This is a genomic window from Micromonospora sp. D93, from assembly GCF_018070365.1.
Lineage (GTDB): Bacteria > Actinomycetota > Actinomycetes > Mycobacteriales > Micromonosporaceae > Micromonospora > Micromonospora ureilytica.
The window spans coordinates 18631-35589 of record NZ_JAGPXW010000013.1 but is presented as its reverse complement, the minus strand read 5'-3'; the positions used below and the strand labels follow the sequence as shown (position 1 = coordinate 35589).

The window sequence follows — 16959 nt, the reverse complement described above, 5'->3', positions numbered from 1 at the left end:
CCGTCCCTGCTTCAGTGCGATGGTGCGGGCGCGCCGGGTCAGAGCTTGTCGACCGGTGCGTGCCGGAGCACCAGCCACATGGTCTGGTCGCCGAAGTCGATCTGCGCGCGGGCACCCGGGCCGTGCCCCTCGACGGCGAGCACCCGCCCCAACCCGTACCGCTGATGATTGACCCGGTCACCGGCGGACACCTTGGGCCCCTGCGGCAGCTCGCTGGCCGTGGTCAGCCGACTGGCGTCCACGCCGAGCCGCTGGGCCAGTTGGGCCGCCTTCGGCGTGCCCCCGGTGAAGGTGCCACGACCGCCGGGCACGCGGTCCGCACGGCCACCGACGCCGCCGCCCCCGCCGGCCCACGAGGTGTACGAGCCCTCGGTGCGCTCCCAGTGCACCAACTCGGTCGGCAGCTCCTCCAGGAAGCGCGACGGCGGGTTGTAGGACGGCTGCCCCCAGGCCGAGCGGGTCACCGCCCGGGAGAGGTAGAGCCGCTGTCGGGCGCGGGTGATGCCGACGTACGCCAGCCGGCGCTCCTCCTCCAACTCGCGGGTGTCGCCGAGCGAGCGCAGGTGCGGGAAGACGCCGTCCTCCAGCCCGGTCAGGAAGACCACCGGGAATTCCAGACCCTTGGCGGTGTGCAACGTCATCAGGGTGACCACACCCTGATGAGGCGCGGCGTCGTCTGCCTCGGCGCCGTCAGGCGACGAGCCGGGCTGCGCAGGGATCTGGTCGGCGTCGGCGACAAGCGCCACCTGCTCCAGGAAGCCGGCCAGGGTGGCCCGCTCCCCCTCCTCGCCCAGCGCCTCGATCCGCTCGGTGTACTCCCGGGCGACGCTGACCAGCTCCTGGAGGTTGTCCACCCGGCCGGCGTCCTGCGGGTCCAGGCTCTCCTCCAGCTCGGTGAGGTAGCCCGAGCGGGTCAGCAGCGCCTCCAGCACCTCCTCCGGGGTGCCGGTCTCGGCCAGCTCGCGGGCGCCGTCGAGCAGCGCCACGAAGTCGGCGATGCCGTTGGCTGCCCGGCTGGAGATGCCCGGCGCCTCCCGGGCCCGGCGCAACGCCGCGCCGAAGGAGACCCGATCGCGGCTGGAGAGCGCCTCGACACAGGCCTCGGCGCGGTCGCCGATCCCCCGGCGCGGGGTGTTCAGCACCCGCCGCAGGCTCACCGTGTCGTCGTCGTTGACCACCGAACGCAGGTACGCCAGGGCGTCGCGGACCTCCTTGCGCTCGTAGAAGCGCACCCCGCCGACCACCTTGTAGGGCAGGCCGACACGGATGAACACCTCCTCGAAGACGCGGGACTGGGCGTTGGTGCGGTAGAAGACCGCGACGTCGCCGGGGCGGGTCTCGTCGGCGTCGACCAGCCGGTCGATCTCCCGGGCCACCCAGTCGGCCTCGGCGTGCTCGGTGTCGGCCACGTAGCCGACGATCTGCTCGCCGGCGCCGGCCTCGCTCCACAGCCGCTTCGGTTTGCGGGAGGTGTTGCGGTCGATCACCGCGTTGGCCGCGTTGAGAATGGTCTGGGTGGAGCGGTAGTTCTGCTCCAGCAGGATCGTCCGGGCGTCGGTGAAGTCCCGTTCGAACTCCAGGATGTTGCGGATCGTCGCGCCCCGGAACGCGTAGATCGACTGGTCGGCGTCGCCGACGACGCACAGCTCGGCGGGCTCGACCCCGTCGGTGCCGGAGACCAGCTCCTTGATCAGCGTGTACTGCGCGTGGTTGGTGTCCTGGTATTCGTCCACCAGCACGTGCCGGAACCGCCGGCGGTAGCTCTCCGCCACGTGCGGGTGGGACTGGAGCAGGTGCACCGTGGTCATGATCAGGTCGTCGAAGTCCAGGGCGTGTGCCTCACGCAGCCGGCGCTGGTAGAGCGTGTACGCCTCGGCCAGCGCCCGCTCGTTGGGCCCGGTGGCCCGCGCCGCGAACTGCTCCGGGTCGACCAGCTCGTTCTTGAGGTTGGAGACCTGGGCCGCCAGCCCACGCGCCGGGTAGCGCTTCGGGTCGAGATCCAGCTCGCGGGTGACCAACTGCATCAGTCGGCGGGAGTCGTCCGCGTCGTAGATCGAGAACGTCGACTTGAGGCCGGCGTGCTCGTGCTCGGCACGCAGAATCCGCACGCAGGCCGAGTGGAACGTCGACACCCACATCAGGCGGGCCCGGGGACCCACAAGCGCGGCGACGCGCTCCTTCATCTCGCCGGCGGCCTTGTTGGTGAAGGTGATCGCGATGATCTCACCGGGGTGCACGTCCCGAGCGGCGAGCAGGTAGGCGATCCGGTGCGTGAGCACCCTGGTCTTGCCGGACCCGGCGCCGGCCACGATCAGCAGCGGCGAGCCGGCATGGCTGACGGCGTCGCGCTGCGGCCCGTTCAGCCCGGCGAGCAGCTGCTGCGGATCGAGGCGCGCGGCGGCCGCCCCGGGTCGGTGCGGGCGGGCCGGCGCGGACTCCGGCGCAGGCGGGGACGCGGGGATGTCGAAGAGAGGATGCATCGCCCGACAAGTCTATGCCGCGGGCCGGACACTGCGCCTCTGGCGCTCAGCAGCTCGTGACCGACGCCGCGCACCACCACCCCGTACGCCCACCGGTGAGAAAGGCGCTCTTCGCGACGCGGGATGCTTGCGTACCCGGCAACGACGTGGGCATACTCGACGGCGTGATCACTGCGCGCTACTACTTTTACTATGGCACCGGGAGTCCGGCTGCCGTAGGTCGCGCCTGATCGATTCAGACCTGCTAAAGCCCCGGGCTCCTGGAGTCCGGGGCTTTTCCGTCCCAGGTTCCGGGCACCGGGCACCACACCGCGAGAGGTACCCGATGATGACAGACGTGATAGAGCAGAGCGGCGGGCCGATCCGGCCAGAGTCTGGGCAGTCCGCGGCGCAGGGGGCCGAGCCGGCGGTGGCCACACCGCCGTCGGGTGCGGACACCGAGCCGGCCGAGCAGCAGACCGGCACCGAGGAGCCGTCCGCCGTCGCGCGGATCGTGCAGATCAGGGAACGAATCGACGAGATCGACCACGCGTTGATCACACTCTGGCAGGAGCGGGCCGCGTTGTCCCAGGAGGTCGGGGTGACCCGGATGGCGTCCGGTGGGACCCGCCTGGTCCTCTCCCGGGAACGGGAGATCCTGGAGCGGTTCCGGGCTGTGCTCGGTGCCGACGGCACCCAGTTGGCCCTGCTGCTGCTCCGCGCGGGCCGCGGCCCGCTGTGAGCAGCACCGGCCCACTGTTGGGTCACACGGCCCACTGACGCGGCGTGGGCCGCTGTGCGACGTGTCGCCGGTCCGGGTCCCGGACAGACGAAACCGCCTGCCGTCGTCGTGGTGACGGCGGCAGGCGGTCCCGGTGACTCACATCTCGTGGGTGGCGACGACCTCGCGCTTCGCCGCGAAGTGGCAGGCGCTCGGGTGGTCCGAGTCGCGCCGGATCTCCAGCAGCGGGACCTGCTCGGCGCAGACGTCCTGTGCCTTCCAGCAGCGGGTCCGGAACCGGCAGCCCGAGGGCGGGCTGATCGGCGACGGCACGTCACCCGTGAGCCGGATGATCGTCTTGTTGTTCCGCTGCGTCGGGTCCGGCACCGGCACCGCGGAGAGCAGAGCCTGGGTGTACGGGTGGGTCGGCCGCTCGTAGATCTCGTCCTCGGTGCCGATCTCGACGATCTTGCCGAGGTACATCACCGCGACCCGGTCCGAGAGGTGGCGGACCACCGACAGGTCGTGCGCGATGAAGACGTAGGAGAGGCCGAACTCGCCCTGCAACTGCTCCAGCAGGTTCATGACCTGGGCCTGGATGGAGACGTCCAGCGCCGACACCGGCTCGTCGCAGACGATGATCTCGGGCCGCAGCGCGAGCGCGCGGGCGATGCCGATGCGCTGACGCTGACCGCCGGAGAACTGGTGCGGGTACCTGTTGATGTGCTCCGGGTTGAGCCCGACCAGGTCGAGCAGCTCCCTGACCTTGGCCCGGCGGCTACCCTTCGGCGCCACCTCAGGGTGGATCTCGAACGGCTCGCCGAGCAGGTCGCCGACGGTCATCCGCGGGTTCAGCGAGGTGTACGGGTCCTGCATCACCAGCTGGATCTGCCGGCGCAGGCGTCGCAGCGCCCCACCGGAGAGCTTGGAGATGTCCTGGCCCTTGTAGAGCACGTTGCCGGCGGTCGGCTTCTCCAGGTTCATCAGCACCCGGGCGAGCGTCGACTTGCCGCAGCCGGACTCGCCGACCACACCGAGCGTCTCGCCGGCGCGCAGACCGAACGAGACCCCGTCGACCGCCTTGACCTGACCGACGGTCTTCTTGAACACCACACCCTGGGTGACGGGGTAGTGCTTGACCAGGTCATTGACCTCGAGGATGTTCTCAGACACGGTTCACCAGCTCCTCGGCGAAGTGGCAGGCGCTGGCCCGGGCGGGGCCGATCTGCAGCAGCGGCGGGACCTTCTCCCGGCACACCGGCTGAGCCATCGGGCACCGCGGGTTGAACGGGCAGCCCGGCGGGATGTTCATCAGGTTCGGCGGGAGGCCCTTGATCGTCCGGAGCTGCTGCCCCTTCTCGTCGAGGCGCGGGATCGAGTCGATCAGACCCAGCGTGTACGGGTGCGCCGGCTTGGCGTACAGCTCGTACACGTCGGCTTCCTCGACGATCCGGCCCGCGTACATGACCGCGATCCGGTCCGCGACGTCGGCGACCACGCCGAGGTCGTGGGTGATCAGGATCATGCCCATCTGCCGCTCGCGCTGAAGCTCGGCGAGCAGGTCCATGATCTGGGCCTGCACTGTCACGTCGAGGGCGGTGGTCGGCTCGTCCGCGATCAGCACCTCCGGGTCGAGCGCCAGCGACATCGCGATCATCGCGCGCTGCCGCATACCGCCGGAGAACTGGTGCGGGTAGTTGTTGAACCGACCCTTGGCGTTCGGGATCTTGACCTGGTCGAGCATGTCGATCGCGCGCTTCTTGGCCTCCGCGCGGCCCATGCCCCGCCGGACCCGGAACTGCTCGGCGATCTGGAACCCTACGGTGAAGACGGGGTTCAGCGCGGAGAGCGCGTCCTGGAAGATCATCGCGATGCCCTCGCCGCGGATGCGGCGGCGCTCCTCGTCGGACATGCGGAGCATGTCCTTGCCGTGGAAGCGGACCTGCCCACCGGTGACGAAGCCGGGCGGCGTGTCGAGGATGCCCATGATGGTCTGCGCCGTGACGCTCTTACCGGAGCCGGACTCGCCGAGCACGGCGAGGGTCTCCCCCGCGTCGACGTGGTACGTGACCCCGTTGATGACCTTTGCGACGCCGTCCCGGGTACGGAACTCCACCCGCAGGTCGTCGACCTCGAGCAGCCGGCCGGAGGGACGTCCGGACCCGCCGGGTCCCGGCGCGGATTGCTCGGACACGAGAATGTCGGACACTGGATCTCCCCTAGCGGAGTTTCGGATCGAGGGCCTCGCGGACCGACTCACCGAGCATCACGAAGCTCAGCACTGCGGTGACGAGGAACGCGGCGGGGAAGAACACCAGCCCTGGCGCGACCCGGACAAAATTCTGCCCATCACTGATCATGATGCCCCAGGACACCACGGGCGACTTCAGACCGACGCCCAGGAACGACAGGGTGGCCTCGGCGCCGATGAACGAGCCGACCATGATCGTGCCGTAGACCAGCAGCGGGGCCAGGCAGTTCGGCAGCAGGTGCTTGAGGATGATCCGGCCGGTGCCGGCACCCAGCGCGCGGGCCGCCACGATGTAGTCGGCCTCCTTGGTGGCGAGCACCGAGGAGCGCATCAGCCGCATCACGACCGGCCAGCTCAGCACGATCAGTGACGCGGTCACCAGGCCCATGATCTGGGCCTTGCTGTTGCCGGCGCCCGACCCGTTGAACGTGGTCAGGATGACGATCGCGCCGAGCACGAAGGGCAGACCGAAGAAGACGTCGGCGATCCGGCTGAGCAGCGCGTCCACCCAGCCACCGCGGTAGCCGGAGATGATGCCCATGGTTCCGCCGATGAGCAGGGTGCCCATTACGGAGAGCACGGCGACCACGATGGAGGCCCGTGCGCCGTAGATGACCCGGGCGTAGACGTCACGACCCTGCACGTCGTAGCCGAACCAGCCATTGGCGGACGGCTTGTCGAGGCTGCGGGACAGCGAGCCGTTGACCGCGTCGCCCGGGGCGAACAGCGCCGGGAAGGCCGCCATCAGCAGGAAGATCACGATCAGCGTGGCCGAGATCCAGAACAGCGGCTTGCGCCGCAGGTCCCGCCAGGCGTCGCCGAGCAGGCCGCGCGGCTTCTCGTTGCTCTGCGGCTGGCCCGCGGTGGCGGGGGCGGCGGAGTCGGTGGGGTGTGCGCCAGGGGTGCTGACGATCGATGTGGTACTCGGGTCACTCATAACGGATCCTCGGGTCCAGGGCGGCGTAGAGCAGGTCAACCAGCAGGTTCATCACGAGATAGACCAGCACCAGGACGACCACGATGCCTACCACCGTGGCGCTTTCCTTGGTGATGATCGCCCGGAAGACCTGGCGGCCGATTCCGTTGATGCCGAAGATTCCCTCGGTGACGATCGCGCCACCCATCAGGGCACCGAGGTCGGTGCCGAGCAGGGTCACCACCGGGATGAGGGAGTTGCGCAGCAGGTGCACACCCACCACCCGCCGCATCGGCAGGCCCTTGGCGATGGCGGTGCGCACGTAGTCGGCGCGACGGTTCTCGGCGATGCTCGTTCTTGCCACCCGGGCGATGTACGCCACTGACGCGCTGCCAAGCACGAACCCGGGCACGATCAGCTCGGACCACCGCATCTCGGAGGAGACGGTCGGCTTGATGATGCCCCACTGCACACCCAGCAGCCACTGCAGCACGAAGCCGACCACGAAGACCGGCAGCGCGATCAGGAAGAGGGTGGAGACCAGGACCAGGTTGTCCAGGAAGCCGTTACGCCGCAGACCGCTCAGCACACCGGCGCCGAGGCCGATGATCGCCTCGATGGCGAGCGCCACGACAGCCAGCTTCAGGGTATTCGGGTAGGCAGTCGCGATGATGTCGCTGATCTCGGTCTGCCGGTACGTCTGACCGAAGTCGCCCTGGAGCAGGTTCTTCATGTAGTTGCCGTACTGCACGAAGACATTCTGGTCGAGGTGGTACTTCTCGGTCATGAAGGCGATGTACTGGTCCGGGCAGCGGCGCTCACCGCACTTGCCGGCGAACGGATCGCCCGGAACGGCCCAGACGAGCCAGTAGATCAGGAACGTCGTACCGATGAAGACCGGCACGAGTTGGAGCAGCCGTCTCAACAGATAACGGCCCATGGGGTGGTCCTCCAGACAGGGGGCGCGTCGGACGGCCGACACGGTGGTGACAACGTGCGAGTGGAGTGTTGTAACACCCAATCGCGGAACGGCCCCGGGTCGGGCTCACCGGATGTGGCGAGCCCGACCCGGGGTCAGACCGTTCGGATCAGAGCTCGACCGAGGTGATGTCGATCTCGCCGACGTTGTTCAGCTCGAGCTTCTTGATCTTCTCCGAGTGGCCGGACTGCTGGCCGTAGAAGTAGATCGGGATGCTCGGGACGTCCTGGTCGACCTTCTCGACGGCCTTGGCGAACGCCTCGTGCGAGGCCTCCAGGCTCGGCGCGGCACTGGCCTGCTTGGCAAGGGTGTCGACCTCGGGGTTGGTGTAGAGGCCGTCGTTCGAGGAGCCGTTCGTGACGAACAGCGGGTTGACCCAGTTCTCGACGTCCGGGTAGTCCTGCTGCCAGGCAGCACGGTACGGGCCGGTCATCTTGTGGGCGTTGATGTTCTGGCGGAACACCGCGAAGGTCGGCACACCCTCGGCCCGGGCGTTGATGTTGAGGTTGGTCTTGACCTGCTGCGCGACGGCGTCCATCCAGTCCTTGTGGGCGGAGTCCGCGTTGTAGTAGAAGACCATCTCACCGGTGAAGCCACCGGCCTCGGCGAGCAGCGTCTTGGCCGTGGCCACGTCGAACTTGCAGGCGGTGCAGTTACCCGGCTTGGCACCCGGGGTCAGCGGGTTCGCCCAGCTGTCGGCAGGCTTGCGGGTACCGAAGAAGATCTTGTCGGAGATCTCCTGCCGGTTGATCGACAGTGACACCGCACGACGCAGCTTCGGGTTCGCGAAGCGCTTGTCGTAGATCGGGAACGCGATGAACGCGGTCGACGGGGTAACGGTCGAGCGGCCCCGGTCACCGAGGTCGGTCTTCCACTTGTCACCGGCGAGCGCCGAGGTGGGGACAACCTCCATGAAGTCGAGGTTGTTGGCCAGCAGATCGGCGTAGGCGGCGTTGTCGTCCTGGTAGAGCTTGACGTCGACGTCCTTGATCTTCATCTTGTCGCGAAGATTGTAGTCGTCGAAGCGCGTCAGCTTGATGAGGGCGTTGTCCTCCCACGACACGAACTTCACCGGGCCGTTGCCGATCGGCTTGCGGCCGAACTCTTCCGGCTTCTGGGCGAAGAAGGCGTCCGGCAGCGGCATGAAGGCGCTGTAACCGAGCTTGGTCGGGAAGACCGCGGTCGGCGCTCCCAGGGTGACCTCGAAGGTCTGCTCGTCGATGACCTTCAGGCCGGACATCTCCTTGGCCGTCGGCTCGGGAGCCTTCTTCGGGCCGTCCGCGCCATCGGGGTCCGAGGTGTAGGTCTGCTCGAAGCCCGCGATGTCCGCGAAGAAGGTGCCGTTCTGCGCGCCGTTCGGCGAGTAGGCGGCCCAGTTCCAGGCGTCGACGAAGTTCTTCGCCTTGACCTCGGTACCGTCGTGGAACTTGGTACCGGCCTTGATCTTGATCGTGAAGACCTTGGAGTCCGTGGTGTTGATGGACTCCGCCAGCGCGTTACGCGGGGCCCCACCGTCGTTCGGGTACTCGACCAGGCCGGTCCACAGCCAGTCGACGATCTTGCCGCCACCGGTCTCCGTGGTGTTCGACGGGACCAGCGGGTTCTCCGGCTGGACACCGTGCACAACGATCGCACCGTCGGCGCTGGCAGCAGTATCGCCGTCGTCGTCGCCGCTCGAGCAACCGGTCGCGACAAGCGCGACAGCCGCGCTGAGCGCGATCGCGCTCGTCGCCCGCTTCGAGACTCTCATTCCGAGGGGCCTCCTCTTTCTAACCAGGTTCCGTCGTGGGTTTCACGCACGTTTGGGGGTGACACCGCCCGACCACCCCGGGGCGGGGGTCGCCGGGACCACAGGGAAGTTGGGGACACCCCTGATGTTCCGATCCGCCGGGCTCCCCCGCCAACGAGGCGTGACACGACGCAATCGACACAGCCACGGGCCGCCGTTATCGGCAGAATCGTGGTCGTGGGGCGTACGGAGTGCCACACACCGATGGTGAGGTGCTGCCACTGTGACACCCACTGGCCTCTTCCGTGAAGGTGCCGTTATCAAGCCGTTAGTTGCCCGCCACGTTGCCGATACTTGAAAAATGATCATAAAACGGTCGTCGGAGGTGGCACTGAGCAGGAAATACGTTGCGCGACCCGGAAAGCCGGCCTCGGTCCGTGCGCCAGCCCCGAGGTCGCCCCGGGCCGGTGGGACGTCCGTCACCACTCATGTTTCGACCCATCCGGATGAGGGTGCCCAGGGCTACCCGGACACGATCATCGTCTGGGTGTACGAGGGCGCGCCTGACGTTTCTCTGATCCTCGTCGCCGACGAAACACCGTCGATCCTCGTCGCCGGCGACACACCGTCAAACGAGACGGCGATCCGCCGCCCACCGGGACAGCTCGTAGCGGTTGGACATCTGAAGCTTGCGCAGCACGTTCGACACGTGCGTCTCCACCGTCTTGATGGAGATGAACAGCTCCTTGGCGATCTCCTTGTACGCGTACCCCCGGGCCAGCAGCCGCAGCACCTCCCGTTCACGGTTGGTGAGCTGGTCCAGCTCCGGGTCGGCCACCGGTGCGTCCGGCCGGGCCGCGAAGGCGTCCAGCACGAAACCGGCCAGCCGTGGGCTGAACACCGCGTCCCCGTCGGCCACGCGACGGATCGCGGCAGCCAACTCGTCCGGGGAGATGGTCTTGGTGACGTACCCCCGGGCCCCTGCGCGGATCAGCCCGATCACGTCCTCCGCCGCGTCGGAGACGCTCAACGCGAGGAACTTGACCTGCGGGTGCGTACGCCGCATCGCCTCCAGCACCGCGCGACCGCCACCGTCGGGCATGTGCACGTCGAGCAGCACCACGTCCGGGCCGACGGAGGCGATCCGGGTGATCGCCTCGGCCACCGTGCTCGCCTCGCCCACCACCTCGACGTGGGCGCCCAACTCCGCGCGCACACCGGCCCGGAACATGGCGTGGTCGTCCACCAGGAACACCCGCAGGCGCTCGGGGCGGGCCTCCGCCGGGTCGAGGTGCTCGGTCGGCTGCTCGGCCATGGTCATCTGTTCCTCTCCGCTGCGGACGAGTCCCGGGAGATCGGCAGAATCAGCCGGACCTCGGTCCCCTCCCCCGGGCCGGACCGGATTTCGGCCCGTCCGCCGTGCCGCTTCATCCGCCCGATGATCGAGCCGCTTACGCCGTGCCGGTGGTCCTCCACCGTATCCGGATCGAAGCCCTTACCCCGGTCCCGGACGAAGACGCTTACCTGATCCGGCTCCACCTCGGCGTAGAGGGACACGGTCTGCACGCCGGCGTGTCGGGCCGCGTTCACCAACGCCTCCCGCGCGGCCGCGACCAGCGCGCCGACCTTCTCGTCGGTCTCCCGGTCCCCCACCACCACCGTCTCCACGCTGATCGCGAAGGTGTCCTCGACCTCGGCGGCGGCCTGTTCCAGAGCGGCGGCGAAGCGTTCGCTCGGGGAGGCGGTCGGCTTGTAGAGCCAGTTGCGCAGGGAACGCTCCTGCCCTCGGGCCAGCCGCTGCACCGTCTTGACGTCGCCGGCGTTGCGCTGGATCAGGGCCAACGTGTGCAACACCTGGTCGTGCACCATCGCGGCCAACTCGGCCCGCTCCTGCTCGCGGATGCGCCCCTCGCGCTCCGAGCGGAGCTGACTGTACGTCCGCCACAGCACCGGCGCGGCGACCACGCCGACGCCCGCCAACCCGACCAGCGCGAAGATCACGCCATTGATCACCGCGTCGAAGTTCTGTGCCGGCGAGTAGACGGCCGCGACACCGATGATGCCGACCGCGACCAGCACTCCCCCGCCGATGAACCGGAGCACGAAGGCCCGCCGGTCGCTCTCCTCGACGACCGCGCCGAGCCAGGGCACCGGCATCGCCTCGCCCCACTGTCGCCGCCGCTCGGGCGCGGACTGGTGCCAGATGACCCCTGCGCCGACCGCGATGATCGCCACCAACCAACCGGCGGTGCCGGCCGCGCCGACCGAGTCGAAGACCATCACCTGGATCAACAGGACACCCAGCCCGATCCCCACGAACGGCAGGAGCTGGGCGACGTCCCGCCGGGGCGGCACCGCGGTGTCACCGGGACGCAGCGGCACCACCGCCCAGAAGGCCGCGTAGAGCAGCAGGCCGAGCCCGCTCAGCCCGAGCAGAACCATGAACGCGACACGCACCCGCAGCACCGAGATGCCGAGATGGTCGGCGATACCGGCGGCGACGCCGGCGGCCATCCGGTGCTCCGGAGCGCGGTAGAGGCGCGGGGGCGAGGTCACGGTGCTGATCGGAGGCTCCCTGGTCACGGTGGCGGACAGGTCGAGGTCGGTGACTCGATCGTCACACGCTGCGGCGTCCACGACCACGGGGACGCCCCCGACATTCCGGCCGCCGGATCTCAGGGTGGGGTCAGGGTCGGGTCCTGAGGTCGTTCGGGTGGACCGGGCAGCAGGATCGAAGCATGACCGAGGAAGCTGCCCCGCCGCCCCGACCGGGGTCGGCACAGCCGGGCGGTTCAGCACCGCCCCCGCCCACCACAACGCCCACCGAATGGACCGAGCCCAGCACGTTCGGTCCGCACGCTGGCACCGACGCGACCGCCGACACCACACCCGGCGGTCCGGCCGACGGCTACGGGCCGCCCCCGGCGGGCTACGGCCCAGGCCCGGGGTTCGCGGCGGGCACCGGCTACGGACCGGGCGGCACGCCACCCGGGCCGGGTGGCCCCGGTCCGTCCGCGCCGCCACCGCCGCTGGGCGGCACCGGCTTCACCTCACGGTACGGGCTGGTCCGACCGCGTGAGGGGCGGTATCTGGCCGGCGTCTGCGCGGCGATCGGGCGCGCCACGAACACCGATCCGGTGCTCTGGCGGGTGCTGCTCGCGGTGCTCGGGTTCTTCGGGGGCATCGGCATCCTGGTGTACGTCGCCGCCTGGCTGATCATCCCGAACGAGGGCGACACCGCGTCCCCCGTCGAGTCCATGCTCGGGCGCGGTCGCTCCAGCATGTCGCCGGTGACGGTGATCGTCTTGGGCATCCTGGTCGCGGCCAGCTTCGCGTACATCGTCACCGACGCCTTCCGCGCGGTGCTGCTCGGCGCGGCCATCCTGGTCGCCGGCGCGCTCCTGCTCAACAGGGACGGCCGCAATCCACGTCCCGGCACTCCGGGCGGTCCGCCGCCCGGCGCACCGTCCGGCAACCCGGCCGGCCCGGTCGTCCCGCCGACGGCCTGGCCCGCACCGTCGTACGGCCCGGCGCCGTCGACCGGCCCAGCGGCGACGCCGCCGATGTTCGGCACCAGTCCGGGGTACGCCACCACGACGGGCGCAGCGCCCACCGTCACCATCCCGGCGTACGACGTGCCGCCGTCCGCCGGTCCGTTGCCCCCCACCACGACGCAGCCGGTGTCCGGGATGGGCCCGTTGTCCGGGCAACCGGCCACCACGGCGGCTGCCCAGCCGGGCTGGCCGAGCAGCGCCATGTCCGGCGCTGGCTGGCCATCGGCACCGGTGAGCAGCACACCCGCTGCCCCGGCCGGCTATCCGACCGCCCCGCCGCCCTCCGGTTACCGCCCCCCGTTCGCGCCACACGGCCCGTACGCTTCGCCGGCCCCGGCCGCCCCTCCTCCGCCCAAGCCACCGAAGCCGCCGAAGCGCCCCAAGGAGCGGTCGCCGCTCGGCGCGGTGACCTTCTCGCTGATCTTCCTGGTGCTCGGGCTCGTCGCCCTGCTCGACCTGCTGGACGTCTTCGCCATCAGCGCCTCGGCGTACTTCGCGGCCGCATTGGCCACGATCGCGCTGGGACTGCTGGTCGGGACGTGGTTCGGGCGGGCCCGCTGGCTCATCGCGCTCGGTCTGGTGACCGCGGCGGCGTTGGGCACGGCGACCGTCGCCGAGTCCTACGACCGGATCCGGGGAGTCGACGGCGCGGTGACCTGGGCGCCCACCGACTACCGCGACCTGGCGGACCGGTACGAGAACAGCTTCGGTGACGCCGTGCTCGACCTGCGCGGGATCGACTTCGCGAAACGGGACAGCCAGGTGACAGTGGCCGTCAACTTCGGCCAGGCAACAGTGGTCGTCCCTCCGAACGTGGACGTCACCACAGTGGCCGACGTCAACGCGGGTGACGCCAAGGTCTTCGGCAACCGCTCCGGCGGGCTGGACGGCCGCCTGCGGGAATCCACAGACGTCGGCGCGGACGGCCCCGGCGGCGGGACCCTGCGCCTCTACATCCATGTCAATGCCGGCAACCTGGAGGTGACCCGGTGAAGGCTCACCGCACAGATCTGGTGTCGTTCGCCTTCGGGCTCGTGTTCCTGGCGCTGTCCGCCTGGTGGCTGCTCGCCCAACTACTCGGGCTGGCGCTGCCGCCGGTCGGCTGGTTCCTGGCCGGCGCACTCATCCTGATCGGGGTCTTCGGGTTGGTCGGCGCTCTGCGCTCGGGTCGCCCGAGCCAGCCGGCGCCCCCCGCCGAGGCCGGTGCCGCCGAAGCCGTCTCGCCCGTCTCCGGCACGTCCGTCTCCGGCGCACCCATCTCCGGCACGCCCGTGCCGGTCTCCGGCGCCGCCACGTCGACGTCCGGCGCGGCCCTACCGGTCTGGGAGGCCGAACGGTCCACCTGGGACGCTCCGTCCTCGGACCCGACGCTCGTCTCGGACCCGATCCTGGCGACGCCGACCACCGAGGCGCGGGCGGAGGATGCGCCGACCACCGACGTGATCCACCCGGCCTGGCTGGCACATCCGCCAACGGAGCCACCGACCGAGCCCGTCTCCGGCCAACCCGGCAACGGGGACGAGGAACCGACCATCGGGCTCCTCGACCGCCCGGCGCCGGCCGAGGCGAACGGACCGAACCGGTCCGGCCAACCGACAGGGGGCGTCGACGACCAGCCGGGCGACGAGCGGGACGGTCCGCGCAGGGAGGCCTGACCTCGTGCGCCGGGGCCGCGTCGGTCCACCGCATCCCCACGGCGGTGCGGCCGGCGCGGACGGACGCATATGCTGGCCGGTGGAGATCTCGCCTCCGCCGGCCGGCCCGTCCCCGCCATGGCGGTCCCGCCGCGATTCCCGTCTCTACCCCCGTCAGGAGCCCGCCCGACATGACCCAGTCCTCCGCCGTGCGTACCACCGGCCGGTCCGGTCCGGTCCGCATCGGCGAGCGAGCCGCCCGTACCCTCGTCGCCGAGTTGGCCCGCATCAACGACGCCAAGGCAGCCCTGCTGGTCGGGGTTAACCCGGACTCAGCGGTGCTGGCCGCGGCGATCGAGGCGCTACTCCCCGGTGACCGGCTCACCGTCGTCCCCGCCGAGCCGTTCGGCGCTGCGGCGCTCCGCGAGCACGTCACCGCCCAGGGCCGCTGGGTCGCCGACCGGGTGAACGTCGTCGACTCCCTGGCCGAAGCCGAGGCCGCCGGGGTCGTCGTCGCCGGTGAGGTGTTCACCGGCACCGCCGAAGCGACCCGCAGCGCCGTCGAGGGGTTGGCCAAGTACCTGACCGATGGGGCGATGCTGAGCGTCGCGACCGTCGCCACGCCCGGCCGGACCGAGGGCGCCGCCGCCGAACTGGCCCGACAGGACGCCCTCTACGGCGTCGGCGCCGACCTGGTGCTGCGCAACTCGCCACCGGTGCGGGTCTACCGACTGCGGTTCAGCCCGGCCGACCCGGCCACCGCCGACAGGCTGACCCCCGCGTACCGGCCGTCGAGTGTGCCGGTGACCCGGGGCATGCACATCGACTCCAACGGCGTGGCGGCGGCGGGCATCGCGCTGGGCCTCGCGGCGCTGGCCCGGGTGGCGCGCCCGTCGTCCAAGCTGTGGCTGCTGCCGGCGCTGGCCGCCGGGCCGGTCGCCGCGTTCTTCCGGGATCCGGAACGGGACGTGCCGGAGGACCCGAGCGCGGTCGTCGCCAGCGCGGACGGGAAGGTCCTGTCGGTGCAGCGGCTCTACGACGAGCGCTTCGGCGACGGCGAGTGGCTCCGGATCGCGGTGTTCCTCTCGGTGCTGGACGTGCACGTCAACCGCTCCCCGGTCGCCGGCAAGGTGGTGGACTACTTCGTCGCCGACGGAGGCTTCGTCAACGCGATGAAGCCGGACGCCGAGCACAACGTCGCCGCGTACACCGTGCTGGACACCGCCCGCGGCCCGGTGGTGGTCGCGCAGCGGACCGGGCTGATCGCCCGCCGGATCGTGCAGCGCGCGCCGATCGGCGCGCTGCTGGCCAAGGGCGAGCGCTTCGGGCTGATCCGGTTCGGCTCCCGGACCGACGTCTACCTGCCCGCCGACGCCGCGGACCCGCTGGTCGGGCCGGGCGACAAGGTGGTCGGAGGGTCCACGGTCATCGCCCGCTGGCGCTGACCCGCGAACGACGAACGGGGCGCCGCTGTCCGCGGCGCCCCGTTCTGTCTGCTCAAATCAGGCGGTACGACGCTGCCGCAGCCAGAGGACCGGCCCGCTGACCAGGTAGCCCACCACGATCAGGGCGAACGTGAGCCGAATGTCGACAAGCGCGCCGATCACCGGAGCCAACCACAGCCACGGCGGCAGCTTCACCAGGCGGGCGAGCTTGGCGTACGGGAAGCTCGAAACCATCGCGAACGCCAGCAGGGCCACCCCGGCGACCAGCACGGCACCGGGCACCGGCAGGCCGATCGCCACGGTCACGGCGAGCACCGCCGCCGCCATGGTGGTGGGCACGCCGCAGAAGAAACGGCCGTCCTTCGGCGAGACGTTGAAGCGGGCCAGTCGAATCGCGGCACACGCCGCGACCAGGGCGCACGCCACCGCCGCCGCGGCCGTGGAAACGGAGCCGGCGAGCGAGGCGTAGACCACGACCGGCGCGGCGAGACCGAACGAGCACATGTCGGCCAGTGAGTCCATCTGCGCGCCGAACGGGCTGGCCACACCGAGCCGTCGGGCCAGCGCGCCGTCCAGACCGTCGAAGCCGACACAGGCGATCAGGCAGAGCGCGGCAATGCGCACCTCGCCCTGCATGGCCAGGAAAATGGCCAGCATGCCGAGCATCAGGCTGGCCAGCGTGCAGGCATTGACCAGGCCGAACTTCATCCGGCGCGCGAGGGTGCGCTCGCCGGGGAGCAACGGGATCGTGTGGGCCTCGTCGGCCTGCGCCATCGGCGGCATTGCCGGGCTGACCGGCACGACCGCGTCGATGCCCGCCCGGTCCAGGCCCAGTGTCGGGTCCACGCCCAGTGTCGGTCGGCTGAGCCGGTCCAGGCCGTAGCGACGGCGCTGCCGGTCGGCGTACCGGTGCTCGGTCGGGGTCAGGTCGTCGTCGCGGCGACCCACCCGGACCAACAGCACCTGGCGGGCGAACGTGCTGCTGCGGCGCAACCGGCCCGCCCAGCGACGCCCAGCGGGGCGCGGACTGTCAGTAGTACGACGCCGGCGCCATAGGGCTCTCGGCACGTTTCCTCCATCACCGGATCTGCTAGCCGCCGTGTGGCGGGTGCCCGGCTGTCTCGTGCCGGACCTTGCCTTGCCCCGGCAGCCGTTTGCGGAGTACACCATCGCATAGGGGAACATGGCTTGGCGATAGCTGCCGGCGGGACTTATATTGGCTTAAACCGCTCGAACCGCCCGCTTGTTCCCATCCCGGGCTTCATCGCCCG

General features: G+C 70.3%; 12 protein-coding genes and 1 pseudogene. 4 read left to right on the top strand and 9 right to left on the bottom strand.

Annotated elements, in window-relative coordinates:
* Window positions 1–38: 38 nt before the first annotated feature.
* Window positions 39–2480 (bottom strand): DNA helicase PcrA, encoded by a 2442-nt coding sequence (pcrA, locus tag KBX71_RS16750; protein WP_210818955.1) that lies wholly within the window; start codon window positions 2478–2480, stop codon window positions 39–41.
* 325 nt (window positions 2481–2805) lie between these two features.
* Here pcrA and KBX71_RS16745 point away from each other — a divergent pair, with 325 nt between their 5' ends.
* Entirely contained in the window at window positions 2806–3201 is a 396-nt protein-coding gene (locus KBX71_RS16745; protein ID WP_210818954.1) for a chorismate mutase, read from the top strand.
* Between the two features lie 138 nt (window positions 3202–3339).
* Here KBX71_RS16745 and KBX71_RS16740 read toward each other — a convergent pair whose 3' ends face one another.
* The 7 genes from KBX71_RS16740 to KBX71_RS16710 all read right to left on the bottom strand — a co-directional run bounded on the left by KBX71_RS16740 (window position 3340) and on the right by KBX71_RS16710 (window position 11638).
* Window positions 3340–4353, bottom strand: a complete 1014-nt coding sequence (locus tag KBX71_RS16740; protein ID WP_210818953.1) for an ABC transporter ATP-binding protein — start codon at window positions 4351–4353, stop codon at window positions 3340–3342.
* Entirely contained in the window at window positions 4346–5374 is a 1029-nt protein-coding gene (locus KBX71_RS16735) for an ABC transporter ATP-binding protein (RefSeq protein WP_210819054.1), read from the bottom strand. Before KBX71_RS16735 ends, KBX71_RS16740 begins: the two co-directional genes overlap by 8 nt.
* A 25-nt stretch (window positions 5375–5399) precedes the next feature.
* A complete protein-coding gene (locus KBX71_RS16730; RefSeq protein WP_210818952.1) occupies window positions 5400–6368 on the bottom strand; it encodes an ABC transporter permease in 969 nt (322 codons plus the stop codon).
* Window positions 6361–7287, bottom strand: coding sequence for an ABC transporter permease (locus KBX71_RS16725; RefSeq protein ID WP_210818951.1), 927 nt, complete (start codon window positions 7285–7287; stop codon window positions 6361–6363). Before KBX71_RS16725 ends, KBX71_RS16730 begins: the two co-directional genes overlap by 8 nt.
* Window positions 7288–7435: 148 nt before the next feature.
* Window positions 7436–9076: an ABC transporter substrate-binding protein gene (locus tag KBX71_RS16720; RefSeq protein WP_210818950.1), complete on the bottom strand. Its 1641-nt coding sequence runs from the start codon at window positions 9074–9076 to the stop codon at window positions 7436–7438.
* A gap of 607 nt (window positions 9077–9683) precedes the next feature.
* On the bottom strand, window positions 9684–10370 hold the full coding sequence (locus KBX71_RS16715) for a response regulator transcription factor (protein ID WP_196930416.1): 687 nt from the start codon (window positions 10368–10370) through the stop codon (window positions 9684–9686).
* Between the two features lie 2 nt (window positions 10371–10372).
* On the bottom strand, window positions 10373–11638 hold the full coding sequence (locus KBX71_RS16710; RefSeq protein WP_124822691.1) for an ATP-binding protein: 1266 nt from the start codon (window positions 11636–11638) through the stop codon (window positions 10373–10375).
* A gap of 155 nt (window positions 11639–11793) precedes the next feature.
* Between KBX71_RS16710 and KBX71_RS16705 the strand changes: the two genes are divergently transcribed.
* From KBX71_RS16705 to KBX71_RS16695, 3 genes and pseudogenes are all read left to right on the top strand, one after another.
* A complete protein-coding gene (locus KBX71_RS16705) occupies window positions 11794–13602 on the top strand; it encodes a PspC domain-containing protein (protein ID WP_247683607.1) in 1809 nt (602 codons plus the stop codon).
* Window positions 13599–13847: pseudogene (locus tag KBX71_RS16700) on the top strand (hypothetical protein); the annotation flags it as partial. The gene KBX71_RS16705 and the pseudogene KBX71_RS16700, both read left to right, overlap by 4 nt.
* Window positions 13848–14434: 587 nt before the next feature.
* Window positions 14435–15688, top strand: coding sequence for a phosphatidylserine decarboxylase (locus KBX71_RS16695; RefSeq protein ID WP_210818949.1), 1254 nt, complete (start codon window positions 14435–14437; stop codon window positions 15686–15688).
* Window positions 15689–15745: 57 nt separating this feature from the next.
* Here KBX71_RS16695 and KBX71_RS16690 read toward each other — a convergent pair whose 3' ends face one another.
* Complete coding sequence (locus KBX71_RS16690) at window positions 15746–16681, bottom strand: phosphatidylcholine/phosphatidylserine synthase (RefSeq protein ID WP_210818948.1); 936 nt, start codon at window positions 16679–16681, stop codon at window positions 15746–15748.
* Window positions 16682–16959: the final 278 nt, after the last annotated feature.

Bases quoted from the DNA above. Each gene is read 5' to 3' on its own strand.
- pcrA (WP_210818955.1), bottom strand. From the start codon at position 2,480: ATGCATCCTCTCTTCGACATCCCCGCGTCCCCGCCTGCGCCGGAGTCC.
- KBX71_RS16745 (WP_210818954.1), top strand. From the start codon at position 2,806: ATGATGACAGACGTGATAGAGCAGAGCGGCGGGCCGATCCGGCCAGAG.
- KBX71_RS16730 (WP_210818952.1), bottom strand. From the start codon at position 6,368: ATGAGTGACCCGAGTACCACATCGATCGTCAGCACCCCTGGCGCACAC.
- KBX71_RS16725 (WP_210818951.1), bottom strand. From the start codon at position 7,287: ATGGGCCGTTATCTGTTGAGACGGCTGCTCCAACTCGTGCCGGTCTTC.
- KBX71_RS16720 (WP_210818950.1), bottom strand. From the start codon at position 9,076: ATGAGAGTCTCGAAGCGGGCGACGAGCGCGATCGCGCTCAGCGCGGCT.
- KBX71_RS16715 (WP_196930416.1), bottom strand. From the start codon at position 10,370: ATGGCCGAGCAGCCGACCGAGCACCTCGACCCGGCGGAGGCCCGCCCC.
- KBX71_RS16705 (WP_247683607.1), top strand. From the start codon at position 11,794: ATGACCGAGGAAGCTGCCCCGCCGCCCCGACCGGGGTCGGCACAGCCG.
- KBX71_RS16695 (WP_210818949.1), top strand. From the start codon at position 14,435: ATGACCCAGTCCTCCGCCGTGCGTACCACCGGCCGGTCCGGTCCGGTC.